At 75.1% G+C, this 21,259-nt stretch carries 14 protein-coding genes; 4 read left to right on the top strand and 10 right to left on the bottom strand.

Annotated elements, in window-relative coordinates:
• Nucleotides 1–12 precede the first annotated feature (12 nt).
• Nucleotides 13–621 (bottom strand): ABATE domain-containing protein, encoded by a 609-nt coding sequence (locus AB0O82_RS25380; protein WP_363586254.1) that lies wholly within the window; start codon nucleotides 619–621, stop codon nucleotides 13–15.
• 90 nt (nucleotides 622–711) lie between these two features.
• Here AB0O82_RS25380 and AB0O82_RS25375 point away from each other — a divergent pair, with 90 nt between their 5' ends.
• Nucleotides 712–1,494, top strand: a complete 783-nt coding sequence (locus AB0O82_RS25375; RefSeq protein WP_363586253.1) for an MBL fold metallo-hydrolase — start codon at nucleotides 712–714, stop codon at nucleotides 1,492–1,494.
• Nucleotides 1,495–1,555: 61 nt separating this feature from the next.
• Here the strand turns inward: AB0O82_RS25375 and AB0O82_RS25370 are convergent, their stop codons facing one another.
• The 4 genes from AB0O82_RS25370 to AB0O82_RS25355 form a co-directional block, all read right to left on the bottom strand.
• Nucleotides 1,556–2,233: a ScbR family autoregulator-binding transcription factor gene (locus AB0O82_RS25370; protein WP_363586252.1), complete on the bottom strand. Its 678-nt coding sequence runs from the start codon at nucleotides 2,231–2,233 to the stop codon at nucleotides 1,556–1,558.
• Between the two features lie 84 nt (nucleotides 2,234–2,317).
• A complete protein-coding gene (locus AB0O82_RS25365; protein ID WP_363586251.1) occupies nucleotides 2,318–3,193 on the bottom strand; it encodes an AfsR/SARP family transcriptional regulator in 876 nt (291 codons plus the stop codon).
• Between the two features lie 424 nt (nucleotides 3,194–3,617).
• On the bottom strand, nucleotides 3,618–4,349 hold the full coding sequence (locus AB0O82_RS25360) for a ScbR family autoregulator-binding transcription factor (protein WP_363586250.1): 732 nt from the start codon (nucleotides 4,347–4,349) through the stop codon (nucleotides 3,618–3,620).
• A 261-nt stretch (nucleotides 4,350–4,610) separates the two neighbouring features.
• Nucleotides 4,611–5,015, bottom strand: coding sequence for a RidA family protein (locus AB0O82_RS25355; RefSeq protein WP_363586249.1), 405 nt, complete (start codon nucleotides 5,013–5,015; stop codon nucleotides 4,611–4,613).
• Nucleotides 5,016–5,230: 215 nt separating this feature from the next.
• On the opposite strand from AB0O82_RS25355, the gene AB0O82_RS25350 reads away from it, so the two are divergent.
• Entirely contained in the window at nucleotides 5,231–5,851 is a 621-nt protein-coding gene (locus AB0O82_RS25350) for an NlpC/P60 family protein (protein ID WP_363586248.1), read from the top strand.
• A 7-nt stretch (nucleotides 5,852–5,858) separates the two neighbouring features.
• Here the strand turns inward: AB0O82_RS25350 and AB0O82_RS25345 are convergent, their stop codons facing one another.
• Nucleotides 5,859–6,401, bottom strand: a complete 543-nt coding sequence (locus AB0O82_RS25345) for a MarR family winged helix-turn-helix transcriptional regulator (RefSeq protein WP_363586247.1) — start codon at nucleotides 6,399–6,401, stop codon at nucleotides 5,859–5,861.
• A gap of 95 nt (nucleotides 6,402–6,496) precedes the next feature.
• Between AB0O82_RS25345 and AB0O82_RS25340 the strand changes: the two genes are divergently transcribed.
• Nucleotides 6,497–6,907, top strand: coding sequence for a VOC family protein (locus AB0O82_RS25340; protein WP_363586246.1), 411 nt, complete (start codon nucleotides 6,497–6,499; stop codon nucleotides 6,905–6,907).
• Here AB0O82_RS25340 and thrS read toward each other — a convergent pair.
• The gene (gene thrS, locus AB0O82_RS25335) at nucleotides 6,901–8,181 is read right to left on the bottom strand and encodes a threonine--tRNA ligase (protein ID WP_363586245.1); all 1,281 of its coding nucleotides are present in this window, start codon (nucleotides 8,179–8,181) and stop codon (nucleotides 6,901–6,903) included. The two genes, AB0O82_RS25340 and thrS, sit on opposite strands and share 7 nt — an antisense overlap.
• A gap of 199 nt (nucleotides 8,182–8,380) precedes the next feature.
• The gene (locus tag AB0O82_RS25330) at nucleotides 8,381–9,112 is read right to left on the bottom strand and encodes a leucine-rich repeat domain-containing protein (protein ID WP_363586244.1); all 732 of its coding nucleotides are present in this window, start codon (nucleotides 9,110–9,112) and stop codon (nucleotides 8,381–8,383) included.
• A gap of 159 nt (nucleotides 9,113–9,271) precedes the next feature.
• On the opposite strand from AB0O82_RS25330, the gene AB0O82_RS25325 reads away from it, so the two are divergent.
• Nucleotides 9,272–12,376, top strand: a complete 3,105-nt coding sequence (locus AB0O82_RS25325; protein WP_363586243.1) for an AMP-binding protein — start codon at nucleotides 9,272–9,274, stop codon at nucleotides 12,374–12,376.
• Nucleotides 12,377–12,426: 50 nt separating this feature from the next.
• Here AB0O82_RS25325 and AB0O82_RS25320 read toward each other — a convergent pair whose 3' ends face one another.
• Nucleotides 12,427–15,648, bottom strand: a complete 3,222-nt coding sequence (locus AB0O82_RS25320) for an amino acid adenylation domain-containing protein (protein ID WP_363586242.1) — start codon at nucleotides 15,646–15,648, stop codon at nucleotides 12,427–12,429.
• A complete protein-coding gene (locus AB0O82_RS25315) occupies nucleotides 15,645–21,212 on the bottom strand; it encodes an amino acid adenylation domain-containing protein (protein ID WP_363586241.1) in 5,568 nt (1,855 codons plus the stop codon). The genes AB0O82_RS25320 and AB0O82_RS25315 overlap by 4 nt, the downstream gene beginning before the upstream one ends.
• Between the last annotated feature and the right edge of the window lie 47 nt (nucleotides 21,213–21,259).

The raw sequence follows: 21,259 nt of genomic DNA, 5'->3' as shown, positions 1-21,259 counted from the left end.
GCGCCGGCCCGGTCAGTCGGGCTGGGGCCGGGTGCGCCGGGCGTAGGCGCGGGCCGCGCGGGCGCGGTCGCCGCAGCGGGTGGAGCACCAGTGGCGCCGGCCGTGCCGGAGGAGGTACCGGGTGCACGGGGTGGAGCCGCAGGCGGTGAGACGGGCCGCTTCGGGCCCGGTGAGCAGGTCGGCGGCGTCGGCGGCGAGGGCGGCCAGGGCGTGGTCGACGATCTCGGTGGTGGGGTGGGGGGCCGCGCGGTAGGGGCCGCTGCCGTCGTCCCACCGCAGCAGCCGGGCCGTGGGCAGGCGGGTCAGGGCGTCGTTGACGGCGGCCAGGGCGGAGGAGGGTGCGGGCAGCTCCGCGACGCGGGCGGCGAACAGCGTCCTGACCTGTTCGCGCATCGAGCGCACCTGCGCCGTGCACATCTCCTGAAGGCCCGCGTCGGCCGGGGCGAGGCCGTGCTCCAGGAGCCACCGGCCGGCGGCGGCCGGCGTGCCGAGGCGGTCGACGACGTGTCCGCCGGGCAGCGTGACGGTGCTGTTGACCAGGGCGAGCGAGGAGTGCTGCTGCTCGCCCGGCGCGGGTGGCACGGCGGTCTCGTCGGTGGCGGTGTCCGCGGCGTCCGTCATGAGTCTCATGGTAGCGCTTGCGATCATCCGTGAGAACCGGCTAGCTTTCCTCACGGATAAACCGATCTCAACCGTGAGGTGTGCTTCACCATGGCTTCTTCCGACACGACCGTCGAGCAGTTCCCCGTCCGCCTCTTCGGCGGCCCGACCGCCCTCTTCGAGTACGGAGGCCTGCGCTTCCTCACCGACCCGACCTTCGACGGCCCGGGCGACTACCAGCGGCCGGGCGGCCCGCTCCTCACCAAGACCGCGCCCTCCTCCGGGAGCCCCGCCGACGCCGGCCGCGTCGACGTCGTCCTGCTCTCCCACGACGAGCACCCCGACAACCTCGACCACTCCGGCCGGGCCCTGCTGGCCGACGTCCCGCTCACCCTCACCACCCCCGGCGGCGGCCTGCGCCTCGGCGGCACGGCCCGGGGACTGGCCGACTGGGAGTCGGTCACGCTGGACCGCCCCGGCGGCGGCACCCTCACCGTGACCGGCGTGCCCGCCCTCCACGGGCCCGGGGCCCGCGAGGAGGTGGAGGCCGCCACCGGCCAGGTCGTCGGCTTCGTCCTGACCGGGGACGGGCTGCCCACCGTCTACGTCAGCGGGGACAACGCCTCCCTCCCCGCCGTCGGGGAGATCGCCGAACGCTTCGCCCCCGTGGACACCGCGATCCTCTTCGCCGGGGCTCCCCGCTTCGCCGCCCTCTTCGACGGCGCGCCCATCGTCCTGGACAGCGCCCAGGCCGCCGAGGCCGCCGCGATCCTCGACGCCCGCCGGGTCGTCCTCGTCCACCACGACAGCTGGGCCCACTTCACCGAGGACCGAGACGACCTGGTGGCCGCCTTCACGGCCGCCGGCCTGGCGGAGCGCCTCCACACGGCGTGACCGGCCCGGGGCGGGGCGCGCCGCACGAGGCACCCCGCCTGTCCGCCCCTGCACCGCCTGCTCAGCCCGGCAGCGACGTCAGCGGCCTGGTCCGGTAGGCGCTTGAGGAGCCCGGGGGGACGAGGCAGGGCAGCAGCCACTCCCACAGGGCGCCGACCCGGCGGGCGCGCTCCTCGCCCGGGCAGCCGTCACCGAAGACGACCTCCAGCCCGCAGGCTGCCGCCACCACCAGGGTCTCCGGGCCGGGATCGCCCGAGCGGTCGCGCAGCTCGCCCGCGCGCCGGGCACCGGTCAGCAACTCCCGGACGACACCGGCCCAGACGCCGTGGAAGCCCCGCACGCCCGCGACCGGCGCGCCGGGGGCGGACGTGGCGGGAGCGAACGCGGCGGTCCTCGACTGCCAGCCGCCCTCCCGGCCGAGGCGGAACGCCGCCCGGACCACCGCGTCCGACCCCAGGGCGTCGACCAGCCAGTAGCCCACGTCGATCAGCGTCTGCAGGGGGGAGGAAGTGGCCCGCAAACCGCCGCAGGCGCCCCGCAGCGAGCGCTCGGCCCGCTGGAACACCGCCTGCGCCAGCTCCTCCTTGGACGCGAAGTGGAAGTAGAGCGCACCCTTCGTCACTCCCGCGGCGCCGGCGATCTCGCCGAGCGTGGCCCCCGCATAGCCGCAGCGGTCGAACAGCACCGCCCCCGCCTCGACCAGCCGTCCGCGTGTCCGTTCCGACCTCTCCTGCACCACCCGACCCACACCCCTCACAACGACGAGCACGTTCCGACCACACACGAGCAGCGCCCCGGCAGCGACGGCGCCTGCCGCGCGTCCTCAGCCGACCCGGGTGAACCGGGCCACGGACCCCTCCGGCGAAGCGGTCGCGGCCGCCTCGCGCTCCGGGCGCTCCGAACGCTCGGGGCGCTCGGGCCGCTCCGGGCCGGCCAGCAGGATGGAGCGCTGGAGCCGTCGCAGTCCGGTGGACGGCTCCATGCCCAACTCCCGTACCAGGGTGTTGCGCAGGCGCTGGTAGGCCTCCAGGGCCTCGCCCCGTCGGCCGGAGCGGTGCAGGGCGATCATGTACTGGCCGTGCAGGCTCTCGTGGGTGCGGTAGCGGTCGACCAGGACGGTGAGTTCGGCGAGCAGGACGCGGTGGCGGCCCAGCCGCAGGTCGGCCTCGATCCGCTGATCCAGCGCGCAGAGCCGGGTCTCCTCCAACCGCTTGGCCTCGACGGCGAGTTGGCCACCCGCCAGGACGTCGGCGAAGGCCGGACCGCGCCACAGGCCGAGCGCCTCGCCGAGCATCCGGGCGGCCAGCGGGTGGTCGTCGCCGTCCATGGCCCGGTAGCCCATGCCGGCCAGGCGCTCGAACTCCCGGACGTCCGTCAACCCGCCGCCGCTGTTCAGCATGTAGCCGCCCGGCGAGGTCACCAGCACGTCCTTGGCGCAGGAGACCCCTGCCGCCGGGGCGACCTGCCCGAGCGCCCGGTCGATCATGTCGCGCAGTTGCAGCACGTACGTCTGCACCGTCGTGCGCGCGCTGCGCGGCGGGCGGCCCGACCACAGCTCCTCGGCCAGCACCCCGGCCGACACCACCTGGTCGGCCCGCAGGGCCAGCAGCCCCAGCACCTGCCGCGGTTTCGGCGCCGATGGCACCACCGACACCCCGCACACCCGGACGTCCAACGCCCCGAGCACCCGAATTTCCACGATGACCACCCCAATCACACGGAACGCCGCAGGCCGATCCGCCGCGGCCGGCACCCGGGTCGACACCCCTAGGGCGACTGTCACCAGTCAAAAACAGGACGCGCGGTTTGTCAATACAAAACCGAACGTGCTGTTTGTTTCTAGGAATGGGCGGCCCGACTCGGACGGACGGGCGCGGCGGCCACCCTGCGCCACGAACCGGCCACCACGCGCAGCGGAGTGCGGGCAAACCGAAGGCGGCGTCGGACCCCCGTGGATCCCGCGCCGCCACCAATTCGCCCGCACTCCGCGCGCACCGCCGGTCGGCCGACCGTCGGACCGACCACCGGGCCGACCACCGCCCGGACGCCCCCGTGCACAGGGGGCCACCGAGCCCTGGTCAACTCCGCACCAGCCGAAGCGATTTCCGGCCGGTGCCGGACCGTCAGCCCACACCGACCTCGTCCGCGACCGCGACCGCGACCGGCCGGGCGGCCGACCGCGCCCCGCCCTGCGCCCCGGCGCCCTCCGCCGCCGCGCGGGCGGCCGCCACCTCGGCGACCACCTGGGCACCGCGGTCCGGGCCCATCTGCAGCGAGCCGAGCACACCCGGCACCGTGATGCTCGGCATCAGGTGCTGGAACAGCCCGGCGGCCCGCCGTTCCAAGTCCGCGCGCCCGGACAGCTTCTGCGACTGGATCTGCACACCCGTCCACGCCGCCGTGACCAGCCACGCGGTGTCGGCCGGGACGACGTGCGGCAGCAGTTCACCCCGCTCGCCGGCCGCGACCAGCAGCGCCTCCAGCCGGCTGATCCAGCCGGGGATCGCGCCGCCGCCGAGGTCGTCGAAGACGTCCTGGCCCAGCGAGAGCCGGGCCCCCGCGCTCAGCAGCGGATCACGTGGCATCAGATACGCCACCACCATCCCGGTGTCCACGAACTCCTGGAGTTTGCAGACCCGTTCGGGCACACCGTCCTGGACGAACTGCTCCTCGACGACGCCCTGGGCCAGATCCCGCTTGGAGGCGAAATGGAAATACACCGCACCACGCGTCACACCGGCCCGCGCGACCACCTCGCCGATGGTGGCGCCCTCGTAGCCGAACTCGTCGAAGACCGACGCCGCCGCCTCCAGGATCAGCCGACGCGTCCGGACCGCCCGCTCCTGCCGAACCACCGCAACCACCCCACCCAGAGCTCCCGGAAAACAAAACCAAACACCCCGTATCTTAGCTACCGGTGGCCTACGGACGACAAGATGATGTCGGGGAATCGCCTCAAACGCTTCTCCCCTCCCGCCCGCATCCTCCGCATTTCGCCTACGGGCCGCCGCTCCTTCGCCGGACGACCGAAAGCGGCACCGCCGCCACACCTCACCTATCCGGGGAAAAACCGAACGATCGGTTTCCTAATCCGGACACCGGGAGGCCGGAAGGCGTCACGGCAGGACGGCCACCGCCTCCACCTCCACCAGCTGGTCGTCGTAGCCGAGCACCGACACCCCCAGCAGCGTGCTGGGGGCGTCGTGCTCCCCCATGTAGGCGCGGTACACGTCCCACACCGCGACCAGGTCGGCCTGGTCGGCGGAGGCCACGTACACCGTCGTGCGGGCGACGTCGGTCAGCCCGGCACCGGCGTCCTCCAGCACGGTTATCAGGTTCCGCATCACCTGGTGCGCCTGGCCCGCGTAGTCGCCGACGGCGACCGTCCGCCCCTCCGCGTCGAGCGGGCAGGCGCCGGCGAGCCAGAGCGAACGGGCCGGGGCGTCGACCAGGGCCGCGTAGGCGTAGTCGACGGCCGGGGTGAGGCGGGAGCTGCGGATCAGCTTGACTGCGCTGTTCAAGGGGCACTCCGAAGGGTCGCGGCCGAACGTTCGCGCCCATCGTTGGCCTCTCCTGAACGACCGTCAAACCATTTACCAGCGCTTTCCCGTCCGCCACGGGCCCGTTGCGTCCACGATTCACCGTTGCGGGTGATGGCGGGCCGACCCGCCCGGCCGGAATCCTGGTGGCCGCCACCCGCACGCGCCGACGCCACGCCGACACCAGGAGGTCACCCATGGAATCCCGACCGCCGTACCGCGACGAGGCCTCCGGGGTCCGCCGGCGCCGGATGCTCGGCCTGGCACTCGGGGCGGGGCTCGTCCCGACCCTCGCTCCGGTCGCGGCCGCGACCGCGACAACCCGGTCGGACACCCCGGCGCCCGCGTCCGCCGCCCTGGGCCGCCGGGTCGCCGAGGTGGCCACCGCCCAGCTCGGCGTGCCGTACGCCTGGGGCGGCGGCGACCGGCTGGGGGCGAGCCTCGGCTTCTGCGACGACGAGAACGGCTACCTGGACGGCGTCTGCATGGGCGAGAGCACGGTCGGCTTCGACTGCAGCGGCCTGTCCCTCTACTGCTGGTACCGGGCCAGCCACGGCACGGTCGAGCTCGGGCACTACACCGTCGCCCAGTTCCACCGCAGTGCCCCGGTGGAGCGTGACGCCCTCGCCCCGGGCGACCTGCTGTTCTTCTCCCGCCCGGACGCGCCGCTGCACCACGTCGGGATCCACGTCGGCGACGGCGCGATGATCCACGCCGAGCGCACCGGGACGCCGGTCGCCCGGGTCGAGCACGTCCTCGACGTCCCGCGCTGGGCCGGCGAGTTCGCCGGTGCCCGCCGCCCCGGGCCGACCGGCTGAGCGGGCCTCAGAGGCCGCGCCGCTCCCCCGGCCCCTGGTGTCCCTGGTGGACGCGCAGCAGCAGGCCGTGCAGCAACTGCCGCTCCCGCGCGTCCAGCGGCGCCAGCACCTCGTCCTGCACCGCGCGCGCCCGGGCGTCCAGCTCCGCGAGCAGCGCCCGCCCGGCGCCGGTGACCGACACCGAGACCCGCCGCCGGTCCGCCACGTCGCGGACGCGCTCGACGTACCCGGCGGCGGCCAGCTGGTCGGCGACCTTGGCGAGGTCGCTCGGGTCGATGCCCAGCCGCTGGACCAGGTCCCGTTGGGCGTGCGGCCCGAAGTCGGCGAGCGCGGCCAGCACGGCCATGTCCCAGAGCCGGAGGCCGTGTTCGGCGAGCTGCTCGGCGAGACGGCCCCGTGCCGTCCGGCCGATCCGGGAGAGCAGGTAGGTGCTGAGGTCGAGCAGCGTCGGCGGCAGGGAGGGAGCGGACAGGGAAGGAGCGGGCAGGGAAGGGGCGGGCAGGGAAGGGGCGGGCAGCGGGGATTCGGGGAGCGGGGGTTCTGGGGCCATGGCGTCAGTCTAGGGTTCGTCCCTATAGTGGGTGCCGACCCACCAATATCGGACTGATCCGACCCGCTGAATCCTCGAGCCCGGGAGCTTCGACCGTGGACGCCCTGTATCCCCGCCTGCTCGTGACCCGTTTCGCCGAGTGCTTCGGGTTCTACCGGGCGGTCCTGCCGCCCCTCACCGGCGCCGCCCTGGTCAAGGGCGCCCCCGACGGCCCCTACGCCAACTGGGACGTCGACGGGCAGGCCGTCCTGGTGCTCTTCGACCGCGCCGCGATGGCCGCCGCCCTGGGCACCACCGGCCTGCCCGAACGCCCGGCCGCCCCCGCCCAGGACGCCGCGATGCTGGTCTTCAGGGTGGCCTCCGTGGACGACGCGTTCGCCCTCTGCCTGCGCCACGGCGGCACCCCGGTCGTCGGCCCGACCGACCGGCCCCAGTGGGGCCCGGACCTGCGCAGCGCCCACCTGCGGGACCCGGACGGCCATCTGATCGAGCTCCAGTCCTACTGAGCCGCCACGCCCGGCCGGCGCGCGGGGTCGTCCGCCCAGAGGTCGGCGCTGCACGCCGCCACCAGCGCGCCGATCCTGGCCCACACCTCCTCCGCGGGCAGCGGTTCGAGCCGGCGGCCGTCCCGCAGCCGCAGCGCGACCCGGTCGTCCACGGCCTCCTTGGCCCCGATCACGGCCTGGTACGGCACCAGGCGCGCCGCCCGGATCCGGGCGCCCAGGCTGCCGTGCCCGGGCCCGGCGACCTCGGCGCGCAACCCGAGGTCGAGGCAGCGCCGCCGGAGCCGCTCGGCCTGCGGCAGTTCGCCCTCGGAGACCGGCAGCAGCACCACCTGCGCCGGGGCGAGCCAGGCCGGGAACGCGCCGCCGTACAGCTCGATGAGGTGGGCGACCACCCGCTCCACGCTGCCGATCACGCTGCGGTGGACCATCACCGGCCGGTGTTTCGCGCCGTCCGGGCCGATGTAGTGCAGGCCGAAGCGCTCGGGCTGGTGGAAGTCGATCTGCACGGTGGAGAGGGTGAACTCGCGCCCGGCGCCGTCGGCGATCTGCACGTCGATCTTCGGTCCGTAGAAGGCGGCCTCGCCCTCCGCGGCCTCGAACGGCACGCCGGAGCGTTCCAGCACGTCGGTGAGCAGCGCGGTGGCCCGCTCCCAGAGGGCCGGATCCGCCACGTACTTGCCGCCCGCGCCGGGCAGCGAGAGCCGGTAGCGGACCGGTTCGATGCCGAGCGCGCGGTGTGCCGCGCGGATCAGCTCCAGTGCGGCGACGGCTTCGTCGGCGGCCTGCTCCGGGGTGCAGAACACGTGCGCGTCGTTCAGCTGGATCGCCCGGACCCTGGTCAACCCGCCCAGCACGCCGGACAGTTCGGAGCGGTACATGCCACCCAACTCGGCCATCCGCAGCGGGAGTTCCCGGTAGCTGTGAGGTCGGGAGCGGTAGATCAGGGCGTGGTGCGGGCAGAGGCTCGGCCGGAGCACCATCTCCTCCGAGCCCAGTTCCATGGGTGGGAACATGTCGTCGCGGTAGTGCGCCCAGTGGCCGGAGATCTCGTACAGCTCGCGCTTGCCGAGCACCGGCGAGTACACGTGGCGGTAGCCGGCCCGCCGCTCGCGCTCGCGGATGAACTCCTCCAGGGTGTGCCGGATCGCGGCGCCGTCGGGCAGCCAGTAGGGCAGGCCGGAGCCCATCAGCGGGTCGGTGTCGAACAGGTCGAGTTCGCGGCCGAGCTTGCGGTGGTCGTGCGCGGGGTGGTCGTGCGCGGCGTGGTTGTGCATGGGGTGGTCTCCACTCGGGTCGGCGGGCGAGTGGTCCGGAAACGGCGAAGCCCCGGGGCACTCGCCCCGGGGCTTCGGACTAGGTCAGCAGTCAGCGCACCGGGACTCTCTCCGGCGTCGTCGTGGCGAGTGCAGCGCGCTTCATGCGATCCACGATAACAGGGCGCCGACCGCCGTGGTGATCTTTATCCGCGGCCGCTCAGAACAGGACGGCGCAGCCGCGCGCGTCGAGCGCGCCGAGCAGCCGCGGCGAGGGGCGCGCCTCGTTCCACCGCAGGTCCAGCTTCTCCAGTGCGGGCAGTTCGGCCAGCCAGTGCGGCAGTTCGGTGATCCGGTTGCCCCGAAGGTCGAGCCGGCGCAGCAGCGGCAGCCCGGCGAGCGCCGGCGGGACCTCGGCGAGCGCGTTGTCCCGCAGTTCGAGTTCGCGCAGCGCGGTGAGGCCGCCGAAGGTGTCCGGCAGGGTGGTCAAGTGGTTCCCGCACAGCCAGAGTTCACGCAGGGCGGTCAGTTCGCCGAGGCGGTCGGGCAGCGCCGTGAGCCGGTTGTGCTGGACGCGCAGCTCGACCAGGGCGGTCATGTCGCCGATGGTGGCGGGGAGTTCGGTGAGCCGGTTGTCGCCGACGTTGAGGTAGCGCAGCGCGGTGAGGCGGCCGAGCGCGGCCGGCAACGCGGTCAGCGCGTTGTCGTGCAGGTAGAGGAAGTCGGCGAGCCCGGTCAGCTCGCCCAGTTCGGCGGGCACGCCGGTGAGCCGGTTGTGCCCGAGGTCGAGGGTGCGAAGCCGTCGCAACCCGCCGACCTCGGGCGGCAGTTCGGTCAGGCCGGTCTCGGCGAGGATGAGCACGGTCAGGTCGGTCCGGTCCCACACCTCGGCCGGTACCGCGCCGAGGGGCCGGCGCCAGAGGTTCAGCGTCACGTCGGTCACGCCCGTCATTGTCCCGTCCGCGCGCCCGCTGCCGACGGGCGGTCGTGACGACATGTGAACGGATCTGGCGCCTTCCTTCACTGCTCCGATACGTTCTGGATCACTCAGCGGTCAGCAGCCCCTCCGGGAGTCGTCATCAACGCTCAGCCCGTCCCCGTCCCCGTCCCCGTGCCCCTCGCCCTCCCCGCCCTGCTGGACCACCGGGCGGCGCTGCACCCCGACCGGGAGGCGCTGCTGGTGCCGGGCGGCGGCAGCCTCACCTACGGCCGGTGGCGCGAACGGGCGGTGCGGGCCGCGCACGGGCTGGCCCGGGCCGGGGTACGGCCCGGGGACCGGGTGGCGCTGCTGCTCGACAACCGGGAGTGGGACGCGTACGCCGTGGCGTTCCTGGCCGCGCACTACGCGGGCGCGGCGGGGCTGGTGATCCGCGCGGACCTCTCCGGGGCGGACGTCGCGCGGCTCGTCGACGCCGCGGGGGCGCGCTGGGCGATAGCCGGGAACGGGCCGCACACCGCTCTGCCCACCTTCACCCTCGACGACCTGGAGAACAGCGGTGACGGCGAGGGCAGCGGTGACGGCGAGGGCAGCGGTGACGGCGAGGGCAGCGGTGACGGCGAGGGCAGCGGCGCCGAACCGCCGCATCGGGCCGCTCCCGGGGACCTCGCCCAGATCATCGGTACCTCCGGCACCACCGGCACCCCGAAGGGCGTCCGGGCCGCGCACGCCAGCCTGACCGCCGGGCTCGTCCTCAACCCCCGCCCCCGCCCGTACGCGCACTCGCGCTACGCGGTGCACGCCTTCCCGATCGGGACCAACGCCGCCCAGGTCGTCCTGGTGAACGCGCTGACCGCGCAGCCGGCCACGATCTGCCTGCCGCGCTTCGACGCGGAGGAGTTCGGCCGGGTGGTCGAGGAGTACGGCGCGGGCACCGTCTTCCTGGTGCCGTCGATGGCGGTGGAACTGCTGAACTCCGGGATCGCCGAGCGCCGGGACCTGAGCAGTGTCCTCCTGGTCAGCTCCTCGGCCGCCGCGCTCCCGCCCGCCGTCGCCGCCGGGCTCTGCGCCGCCCTGCCCAAGGCGACCGTCGTCAACACCTACACCTCCGCCGAGGCCTCCCCCGCCCAGATCTCCGCGATCGTGGACGCCGGCCGCCCCGGTTCGGTCGGCCGCCCCACCGACCCGGCCGACCTGCGGATCCTGGACGAGGCCGGGCAGCCCGTCGCGCCCGGCGACACCGGCGAGCTCTGGCTGCGCCAGCCGGGCCCGCCCCGGGGGTACGTCGGCGCGGACTCCGGCGCCGTGTTCCGCGACGGCTGGGTGCGGATGGGCGACCTGGGCCGACTGGACGGGGACGGCTACCTCCACCTGGTCGACCGGGAGAGCGACATCGTCAAGTCCGGTGCGCTGAAGGTCTCCACGCTGCGCATCGAGGCGGTGCTGCACGAGCACCCGCAGGTCGCCGACGCGGCCGCGCTCGGGCTGCCGCACCCGGTGATGGGCCAGGTGCCGGTGGCGGCCGTGGTCCCGCTCCCGGGCGGGATCGACCTCGACGGGCTGCGGCTCTTCCTCGGCGAGCGGCTCGCCCGGGCCGAACTGCCCGTACGCCTGCTGGTGACGGACTCGCTGCCGCGCAACCCCAGCGGAAAGGTCGTCAAGCACCGGCTCCGGGCCAGGTTCGAGGAGCCCGTGCCCACCGCCGGCACCGCACCGGCCACCGCCCGGGAGCGCGCGCTGGCCGAGCTGTGGCGGGGCGTGCTGGGGCGGCCGGTCCGGGCCGTGGAGGAGGAGTTCTTCGCGCTCGGCGGGGACTCCTTCCGGGCCGTCCAGCTGGCCGCCGCGATCTCCGCCGAGTTCGGCGTGGCGGCCGGTACGGCCCTGGTGTTCGAGCGGCCCTCGCTGCGGGCCCAGGCCGCCTGGCTGGAGCAGGCGGCGGCCTCGACCGGCTCCGCCGGGCCGGTGGAGCCGGTCGAGGCCGAGGCGACGGCGTTCCTGCGCTCGCTGCGCGCCCAGCCGCACGAGCTCCCGCTCACCGCGCAGCAGGAGAACTTCCTGCGCTGGATGGCCGAGGCCGCGGGCCGCAACGTCGGCTCGGTGGCGGTGATGTTCCGGGTGCTGGAGGAGCTGCGGACGGACACCCTGGCCGACGCCCTCCACCAGGCGATCCGCCGCCACCCCGCGCTGCGCACCAGGTTCGTCCCGGTGCCGGACGCCGAACCGGGGGTGCTGCGGGCCGTGCTCGACGACGAGCCGCGCGCCGACGTGGTGCTGCTGGACGCCCCCGGCGCGAGCGATGCGGAGGTGTCGGCCCGGCTCGTCGCCGAACGCGACCGGCTGACCGACCTGGCCTCGGGGGCGATGACCAGGCTCGCCGTGGTGAGCCGGGGCCCCGGGGACCACGTCGTCATGCTGGCGGTCCACCACATCGTCGCCGACGGCTGGTCGCTGGGCGTGCTGCTGCGCGACCTGGGCGTGCTGTACTCGGCGCTGCGCGGCGGCCGCCCGGCGCCGGCCGCCCGGCCCGGCCCGGCGTACCGGGAGCTGGTGGAGTGGTCGAACGCGCACTGGCCGGCCACCCGGGCGCACTTCGCGACGGCGCTCGCGGGCGCCCCCACGGCGATCGACCCGTTCCCCGGGCGGCAGGACACCGAGGTGGTGCTGAGCGCCGTCCGGACGCTGGAGGTGCCGACCGAGCGGGCGGGCGCGCTGCGGGCCCGGGCGGCGGAGCTGGGGGCCACCCCGTTCCTCGCGATGGCGGCGGTGTGGAGCGGGCTGCTGGCCGCCCGCAGCGGACAGCGGGACTTCGTCCTGATGACCCCGGTGCCCGGCCGCACCAGGCCGGAGGCGGAACGCGCGGTCGGCTGCTTCGTCCAGTCGCTGCTGCTGCGGGTGGACGCCGCCGGGGAGCCCGGGTTCGCCGAACTGCTGGACCGCGTCCGCACGGCCGCCACCACCGCGCTGGACCACCAGCTGTACCCCTTCGCCGAGTTCAGCCCGCTGGTCCCGTTCGCCGCCTGGCTGCGGTACGAGAGCTGGAGCGCCCCGGCACAGCTGCCCGGAGTGGCGTGCGCCGCGTGGGAGCTGCCGCGCAACGCCACCGTGCCGTACCCACTGCCCGGCGGCGACCGGCACGTGCCGGAGCTCGCCGTCACCGAGCAGCCGGACGGCTCGCTGCGCTGCTGGCTGCGGTACAACGAGCACGCCTTCACGGCCGAGGCGGTGGACGCGCTGGCCGCGGACCTCGCCGCCGCGCTGGCCGGCGCCGCGCGGGTGTGAACCGGAGCCCCCGCCCCCGCGCTGGGGGCGGGGGGCCGCCGGCCGTGCCCTCAGCCGGTGAGCCGGCCGGCGGCCTCCGCCTCGGTGAGGCCGTCGATCTCGGCGATCAGCAGCGCCTCGATCCGGGCCGCCAGGACGGCCGGGGTGCTGCTCTCGAAAACGTCCCGGATCGGCACGTCGAGGCCGAGCCCGGCCCGGATCCGCGCGGCGACCCGGGTGACCAGCAGGGAGTCCCCGCCGAGCGCGAAGAAGTCGTCGAGCACCCCGACCCTGGGCACGCCCAGCACCTCCTGCCACAGCTCGGTGACCAGGTGTTCGGCGTCGGTGCGCGGCGCGAGGTAGCGGGCCCCCGCGGCCGGTTCGGGGTCGGGCAGGGCCGCCGGGTCGGGCTTGCCGTTCGCGGTCAGCGGCAGCCGGTCCAGCAGCACCACGGCGTCCGGTACCAGGTAGGCGGGCAGCCGCCGGGCCAGGTGCTCGCGCAGCTCCGCCGGGCCGGGCCGGGCGCCCAGGCGGGGCACCGCGTACGCCAGCAGCCGCCGCCCGTCGCGCAGCAGCACCGCGGCCTGGGCGACGGCCGGGTGCGCGGCCAGGGCGGACTCGATCTCGGCGGGTTCGATCCGGTAGCCGCGCAGCTTCAGCTGGCCGTCGCCGCGCCCCAGGTACTCCAGTTGCCCGTCCGTACGCCAGCGGACCCGGTCGCCGGTGCGGTACATCCGGCCGCCGGTGAGCGGGTCCACGGTGAGCGGGTCGCCGGTCGACGGGTCGGCGGTGAACGGGTCGGGCACGAAGGCGGCCGCCGTCAGGTCGGGCCGGCCCAGGTAACCGCGCGCCAGCCCGGCGCCGCCGAGGTACAGCTCGCCCTCGGAGCCGCGCGGCAGCAGGGCACCGCGCTCGTCCAGCACGTGGAGGCGGACCCCGGGCAGCGGGCGGCCCAGCGCAGGCCGGCGGGCGGTGTCCGCGGCGGTCAGGTCGGTCGCGGTGACGATGACGGTGGCCTCGGTGGGGCCGTAGGTGTTGACCAGTCGGACGGCGTCGCCGTGCCGCTGCCGCCACCGGTCGACGGCGTCGGCGCCCACCTGGGAGCCGCCGAGGATCTGCAAGCGCAGCGCGGCCGGCCAGCGGGTCTGCTCGCCGAGGCCGACGAGTTCCTCCCAGTAGGCCGTGGGCAGGTCGAGCACGGTGACGGTGTCGCCGTGCGGGCCGCCCAGCAGGTCGGGCAGGGTGCGGCCGCCGCCGGGCAGCAGGACGACGCAGGCCCCGGAGGCGAGCGCGGGCCAGAGCTCCTCGACGTGGGTGTCGAAGCCGAGCGAGGCGAACTGGACGATCCGGTCGGCGGGTCCGAGCGCGTAGCCGTCGGGCCCGGCCATCCAGGCCACCCGCGCGGCGAGCGCGGCGTGGTCGACGGCGACGGCCTTGGGCGCGCCGGTGGAGCCGGAGGTGTAGAGCACGTAGGCCGGGCCCCAGGGGTCCGACGGGACGGGGTCGGCGTGCCCGGGGTCGGCGTGGTCGGGACCGTCGTGCCCGGGGCCGTCGATCGCCGGGTCGACGCCGGTGAGGACCAGGGCGGCGTCGGCCTCGCGCACCATCAGCCGGCGGCGTTCCTCGGGGTGGGCCGGATCGAGCGGCAGGTAGGCGGCGCCGGCCTTCCAGATCGCGGTCAGGGCGACGACCAGGTCGAAGGAGGGCGGCATCGACACCGCGACGACCCGGCCCGCCACCCGGCCGAGCCGTCGCGCCAACGCGCTGGAGCGCCGGTCGAGTTCGCCGTAGGTCAGGCTCCGGCCGTCGCACTCCAGCGCCGGGGCGTCCGGGCGGGCGGCGGCCTGCTCGGCGAACCGTTCCAGCACCGTCCGGGCCTCCTGGGCCTCCGGGCCCGCTCCCAGTGCGAGCAGTTCCGCCCGCTCCTCGGACCCCACCAGCCAGTCCCCGTGCAACGGGAGCTGCGGGTCGTCGACCACCCGGGCGAACAGGGCGCGGCACCGCCGGCCGAGGGCCTCGACGGTCTCCCGGTCCAGCACCTCGCGGTCGAAGCAGAAGGACAGCGCGATCCCGCCGTCGGCGGTGCGCCAACTGTCCAGCAGCAGGTCGGTCTTGGCCTGCTCGAAGCCGGAGTCCATGCTCGCGGTGCGGACGCCCGCGGGCAGGGCGGGCGCGCCGGGGCCGCCCGCCAGGTCGTACTGGCTCTGGTGGACGAAGACGGCCCGGTACAGCGGCCCGGCGCCGGGCTCCGCGGGCAGGCCGAGGTGGGCGGCGAGCCGTTCGACCGGCACGTCCTGGTGGCCCAGGGCGGCGAGCGTGGCCGAGCGGGTTCGCCGCAGCACGGTACGGAAGTCGGGGTCGCCGGTGAGGTCGGCCCGGATCACCGCCGTCCGGCTGAAGTAGCCGAGCAGCGCCTCGTGCGCGGCCTCGTTGCGGCCGGCCAGCGGGGTGCCGACCACGAAGTCCCGACAGCCGGTCCAGCGCGCGAGCACGTACTGGTACCCGGCCAGCAGCACCATGAACGGGGTGCACCGCTCCTGTCGCGCCAACTGGTCGAGGGCGGCGGTCAGTTCGGGGTCGAGGCAGACGGTGGTGAACCCGGCGGGCCGGGCCGGGTCGGCCGGCCTCGGGTGGTCGAGCGGGAGGCGCAGCGCGCCGGTGCCGGCCAGCCTCTCCGCCCAGTAGCGGAACGCCTCCTCGGCCGCCCCGCCGGCCGTCCTGGCCTGCTCGGCGCGGGCGAAGTCGCCGTACTGGAGCGGGAGTTCCGGCAGTTCGGCGGGGGCCTCGCCGATCGCCTCACGGTAGAGGGCGAGCAGTTCGCGCCACATCGTCCGGAACGACCAGCCGTCCGAGACGATGTGGTGGACGACGACGCAGAGCGCGTGCTCCCCCTCCCCCGCGCTGATCAGCGCCGCCCGCAGCGGCGGCCCGGCGGCGAGGTCGAAGGGCGCGTTGACGTACGGGCGGCAGGCGTCGGTGAACTCGGCCTCGGCCGCGCCCTCGGGCAGCCGGACCAGGGCGAGGTCGATCTCGGCCGGGGGCTGGACGAGTTGGACGGGTTCCTCGCCGTCCGCGGCCGCGGGCCCCGCGGCGGCGCCGAGCGCGAAGCGGGTGCGCAGGATCTCGTGCCGCGCCGTCAGCCGGTGCAGCGCGGCGCGCAGGGCCTCCGGGTCGATCGGCCCGGTCCACCGCCGGTTGAGGTACATGTTGAAACCGGCGTCGTCCGGGTGGAGTTGCTGGAGGAACCAGAGCCGGCGCTGTTCGCCGGTCAGCGGGTGGATGGCGGTGGTCACCGGACGGTCACCTCGGTCTCGGAGCGGCGCGGGGCGGCAAGGGCAGCGGGAGCGACAGGAGCAGCGGGGGCAGCAGGGGTGGCAGGAGCGGTCGCGGCCCGGTCCTGGAGGGTCTTCAGCCCGACCAGGTCGTCGGGCTCGGCGTCGGGGACGTCCCGGTCGAAGTGGCGCAGCACGGGCACGGCCAGGCAGACCAGCACCAGGGCGGCCATCGCGAGGCCGAACAGCAGGTAGAGCAGCCCGATGCCGCGGCCGTCGCCGGTGCCGATGAGCCGGCCCACGGTCGGGGCCAGGGTGCCGTCGTGGTCCATCAGCGGCTGGAGCAGCCGGGGCCCGAGCGGGGCGACCAGGGCGAAGCCGACCGGCAGGGTCGACCAGGCGACCATGGTGTTCACGGCGATCACCCGGCCGTGGAAGCGCAGCGGCACCTTGGTCTGCACGATGGTCGCGTAGACGCCGTTGACCAGGGCCAGGCCGAAGGCCATGCCGAACGCGCCGAGGGCGACCACGACCAGCGACGGGCGCAGCCCGGTGACCAGGCACGCCCCGGCCAGGGCCAGGGTGGCGAGCAGCACCCCGCGCAGCCGCAGGTGGCGCGGCCCGCCCCAGGCGAGCAGGGTGAGCCCGCCGAGTACGGCCCCGAGGCCGGCCGCCGTCGACACCCAGCCGGCCGCCGCGAGCGGGGCGAAGGAGAGCACCAGCGGGGTGGTGAGCAGGAACAGCGGGGAGAGGAAGATGTTCAGCACCGCGAAGAACAGCAGCATGGCCCGGAAGTGCCGGCTGCCGAGGGCCCGCCGGAAGCCCTCGCGGATCTCGGCGGAGACGCTCTCGCGCCGGCGGGCGCCCATCAGGTCGGGGAAGCGGACCGCCAGGGTGACGGCGAGGGCGGCGGCGTAGCTGACGACGTCGAGGGTGAGGATGCCGCCGAGTCCGATCGCGGCGAGCAGGCCGACGGCGAACAGCGGGACGAGGAACTGGGCGAGGCCGAAGGCCATCTGCACCAGGCCGTTGGCCCGGCCGAGGTAGCGCTTGGGGACGAGTTGGGGCACCGCGGCGTTCCAGGCGAGCCGTTGGAAGGTGAGCGCGGTGGAGAGCACGCCGATGAGCACGTACGCGTGCCAGACCTGGAGGCTTCCGGTGAGGTGGAGCAGGAGCAGCAGCGCCTGGGTGGCGCCGGCGGCGAGGTCGCCGTAGAGCATGATCCGGCGCCGGTCGCCCCGGTCGACGACGGCGCCCGCGATCGGTGCGGCGAGGATGCCGGGGACGAGTCCGCAGGCGGCCAGCAGTCCGAACTGGGCCAGGGAACCGGTGCGCAGGTAGATCCAGACCGGGAGGGCGAACTCGGTGAGCGCCGATCCGATCATCGACACCTGCTGCCCGGAGGCGACGGTGAGGAAGCGGCGCATGGTCGGTCGCAGCGGGGCCTGCTCCGCCCGTGGCGCGCCGTCGCCCCGGGAGAGCCCGGCCAGCCACCAGGTCGCGCCGTCGCTCCGGTGGTGCCGTTCCTCCTGGCCGGCGGCGATCGAGCGGTGGACGCGGGTGAGGATCTCCGCGAGTTCGGCGGCCCGGTACTTCAGGTAGAAGTGGCCGGCCTCGTCGAGCACGACGACCGCGGCGGTGTCGGTGAGCCGGTGCCACTCCCGGTAGCGCTCCTGGTAGAAGTCCGTCGCCGGGTCGCGCTCGCCGCAGACGGCGATGATCGGGGCCCTGATCCGGCCGTCCTCGCTGTCGAACAGCCGGGTGAAGTAGCGTTCGGCGTCCTTGGTGCCGGTGCGGCGGTTGCGCACGATCAGCCGCAGCTGCTCGGCGTCGACCTCGTCGGTGTCCAGCCCGGCGGCGGCCAGCACGTTGATCATGCCCTGGTCGTTGCGCAGCCGGTCGGTGAGGTCGGCCCAGCGTTCGCCGACGGCGGCGCCGCGCCCCCGGGGACGGGCAAAGGGGAAGATGCCGCCGAGGTGGACGGCGTCGATCTCCCGGCCGGCGGCCTCGACCTGCCGGGCGATCTCCACGGCCAGGCGGACGCCGACGCCGCAGTGCCCGTACAGCACGATCGGGCCGGGGACGTTCTCGACGATCTCGCGGGCGCAGGTCGCGGCGACCTCGTCGATGTCCATCGCCTCCTCGCCGAGTTCGTGCCCCGGGACGGCGATCGAGTACAGCGCCCAGTCCTCGGGCAGGGCGTCGGCGAGCGGCTTGTAGATGAGCGCGCTGCCGCCGCCGTAGGGGGCGCAGACCACGCTGGCGGTGGTGCGCGGACTCGGCGGGGTGAGCCGGTGGAGCAGGCCGCCGGAACCGCGTTCGGCGGTCGGGTCGGCGACCAGGGCGGCGAGCCGGCGGACGGTGGGGTGGGTGAACAGGTCCATCACGCCGATGGGGGCGGGCAGGTCCGGGAAGGCCCGGCGCAGGCGGGCGACGACCTGGGTGGCGAGCAGGGAGTGGCCGCCGAGGTCGAAGAAGTCGTCGAGCGCGCCGACCCGTTCGACGCCCAGCACCTGGGCCCAGATCGCGGCGATCAGCGTCTCGGCCTCGCCGTCGGGTTCGACGTGTCCGCCGGTCGGCGCCGGGTCCTCGGGTTCGGGCAGCGCCTTGCGGTCGACCTTGCCGTGGGCCAGCAGGGGCAGCGCGTCGAGGACGACGTAGCGGGCCGGGACGAGGTAGTCCGGCAGGACGGCGCCCAGGGTCTCCCGTAGTTCGGCGGGTGTCGGGGCGGGGGCGGCGCCGGGGTGTTCGAGGTAGGCGACGAGATTCTGGCGGACGCCCTCGCCGCGGAGCGTCACGAGCGCCTGGGTGATGCCGGGCAGCGCGGTGAGCGCGGCCTCGATCTCGCCGGGCTCGACCCGGTAGCCGCGGACCTTGATCTGGTCGTCGGCGCGGCCCAGGTACTCCAGCGTGCCGTCCGGCCGCCAGCGGGCCAGATCGCCGGTGCGGTACATCCGCCCGTCGGCGAACGGGTCCTCGACGAAACGTTCCGCCGTCAGGTCGGGGCGGCCCAGGTAGCCGCGGGCGAGCCGGTCCCCGCCGAGGTAGAGCTCGCCCACCACCCCGGGCGGCACCGGTCGGCGGGCCTCGTCCAGTACGTAGCAGCGGGCACCCGCGAGCGGGGTGCCGATCGGTGTGCTGCCGGGTCCCGCCGGGCCCGGCAGGACCTCGTGGACGGTGACGCCGACCGTCGCCTCGGTCGGCCCGTAGTGGTTGAACACCGCGCAGCGGCCCCGGCCGGCGAGGTCCGCCGCCCAGGCCCAGGGCGACGCCTCGCCGCCGAGCACCAGGGCCCGGCGCGGGAGCAGCCGCTCCGCGTCCACGTCGGCGGTCAGCGCGGCCAGGTGCGACGGCGTCATCTTGAGGTAGTCGATGCCCGACTCCTCGATGCGCTCGGCGAGTTCGGCACCGGCGATGCGGCGCGGCAGCAGGTGCACCCGGCCCCCGGTGGTCAGCGCCAGGTACAGCATGGTGATGCTGAAGTCGAAGGACAGGGACTGCAGCAGCCCGTAGGCCGCACCGGGCTCGATCCGCAGGCGTTCCCGCACGCCGGCCAGGTAGTTGAGGATCTGGCGGTGCTGCACCGCCACGCCCTTGGGCTGCCCGGTCGAGCCGGAGGTGTAGATCACGTAGGCGAGGTCGTCCGGCCCGGACGCCTCCGCCAACGGGGCCTCGTCCGGCAGGATTCGACCCTCGCCGACCGGCTCCCGGTCGACGAGCAGCTCGGCGCCGTCGTAGCCGGCGAACGCCGTCCGCAGCCGCGAGTCCGTGACCAGCACCCGCACGCCCGCGTCCGCCACCAGGTGGGAGAGCCGCGCGGGCGGCTGTTCCGGGTCCAGCGGCAGGTAGCCGCCGCCGGCCTTCAGGACGCCCACCAGGGCCGCCGCCAGTTCCGGGGACTGCTCCAGGCACACCGCCACCCGGTCGTCCGGGCCGACGCCCAGCGCCCGCAGCCGGCGGGCCAGGCCGGTGGCCCGGGCCTCGAGTTCACGGTAGGAGAGGGTGCGGCCGTCGAAGACCAGTGCCGGGCGGTCGCCCGCGCCGCGCGCCGCCTCGGCGAGCAGCCCGGTCAGCGTCCCGGGACCGGGCGCGGGCGCGGGCAGTTCGGGGCCCGCCGCCCAGCGCTCGACCACGTCCCGGCGCTCGGCCCCGGTCAGCATGGGCAGGCCGTCGACGGGCTGCGCCGGATCCGCCGTCGCCGCCGCCATCAGCACCTCGAAGCGCTCGGCGAGCCGCCGTACGGTGTCGGCCTCGAAGAGGTCGGTCCGGTAGGTGATCAGGCCGTAGAGCCCGCCGTCCTTCTTCTCCCGCAGGTAGAAGGCGAGGTCGGCGTGGGTCGTGGTGGCCTCGTAGCCGAACCCCTCCGCCGCCGCGGCGGGCGCGGTGGAGGCGGCGCGGTCCCCGTAGTTCTGGAAGGCGAAGGTCACCTGGAACACCGCCGAGCGGCTGACGTCCCGTTCGACGTCCAGGTCCGCCACCATCTGCTCGAACGGCACCTCCTGGTGGGTGTAGGCGTCGAGCGTCGTCTCCCGCACCCGCCCGATCAGGCCCGCGAAGCTCTGCCCCGGCTCCAGCCGGGCCCGGATCGGCAGCATGTTGACGAACGCCCCGACCACGCCCTCCAGTTCGCGGTGGAGGCGGCCGGCCACCGCCGAGCCGACGGCGAAGTCCCGCTGCCCGGAGTGCCGCCCCAGCAGCACCTGGAGGCCCGCCATCAGCACCATGTACGTCGACGCCCCGTGGGCGCGGGCGCACTCGGCGACGGCCCGCACCAGCTCCGGGCTCCAGTGCAGCTCCAGGGCGGCGCCGTCGAAGGTGAGCACCGGCGGACGCGGGCGGTCGACGGGCAGTTCCAGTGCCGGGACGTCGGCGAGTTCGGCGCGCCAGTGGTCCCGGGAGGCGGCCAGTGCGCCGCCGGCCAGCCGCTCCCGCTGCCAGTGCGCGTAGTCGCCGAACTGTACGGGCAGCTCCGGGAGTTCGACGGTGGTGCGGTGGGCGTACTGGGCGTAGAGCGCGTCCAGTTCGCGGTTGAGGATGTCGATGGACCAGCCGTCGCAGACGATGTGGTGCATCACCAGGGCGAGCACGTGGTCCTCGTCGGCGAGCCGGACCAGCAGCGCCCGCAGGAGGGGGCCGCGCGCCAGGTCGAAGGGGCGGCCGACCAGCGCGCCGATCTCGTCGGCGGCTCTTCGCCGGGGGTCCGGATCGTCGGCCGCGTCCACGAACTCGGCCGGGAAGGGGCCCGGTTCGGCGATGGCGACCTCGGCGGTGCCGTGCTCCGTGGTCGGGAACGACATCCGCAGGCTCTCGTGGCGGTTCACCAGGTCGGCCAGGGCGCGGTCCAGCGCCGGGCGGTCCAGCGGCCCGCGCAGCCGGCGGGCCGGCGCCAGCGCGTAGGCCGTCCCGCCCGGTGTGAACTGGTCCATGAACCAGAGCCGTTCCTGCCCGCTGGACAGCGGCGGTGCGCTGCCCTCGGGGCGCGGCTCGACGGTGCGCCGGGGCGCGGCGGCGCCGCGCAGTCGCTGGGCGAGCAGGGCGCGTTTGGTGGCGGACCAGTCGGCGGGCGGGTCCTGGGTGTCGGTCATCGGCGGTCCATTCGGGCGGGGGCGGGAGGGGGAGCGCAGGGGTACTC

This window comes from Kitasatospora sp. NPDC088264 (genome assembly GCF_040685715.1).
Taxonomy (GTDB): domain Bacteria; phylum Actinomycetota; class Actinomycetes; order Streptomycetales; family Streptomycetaceae; genus Kitasatospora.
Note: the sequence above shows the minus strand (reverse complement) of the source record. Positions and strands in the feature narration are given on the sequence as shown.

Coding starts and splice junctions, on each gene's coding strand:
- AB0O82_RS25345 (WP_363586247.1), bottom strand. CDS start 6,401: ATGGCCCCAGAACCCCCGCTCCCCGAATCCCCGCTGCCCGCCCCTTCC.
- AB0O82_RS25330 (WP_363586244.1), bottom strand. CDS start 9,112: ATGACGGGCGTGACCGACGTGACGCTGAACCTCTGGCGCCGGCCCCTC.
- thrS (WP_363586245.1), bottom strand. CDS start 8,181: ATGCACAACCACGCCGCGCACGACCACCCCGCGCACGACCACCGCAAG.
- AB0O82_RS25350 (WP_363586248.1), top strand. CDS start 5,231: ATGGAATCCCGACCGCCGTACCGCGACGAGGCCTCCGGGGTCCGCCGG.
- AB0O82_RS25315 (WP_363586241.1), bottom strand. CDS start 21,212: ATGACCGACACCCAGGACCCGCCCGCCGACTGGTCCGCCACCAAACGC.
- AB0O82_RS25375 (WP_363586253.1), top strand. CDS start 712: ATGGCTTCTTCCGACACGACCGTCGAGCAGTTCCCCGTCCGCCTCTTC.
- AB0O82_RS25380 (WP_363586254.1), bottom strand. CDS start 621: ATGACGGACGCCGCGGACACCGCCACCGACGAGACCGCCGTGCCACCC.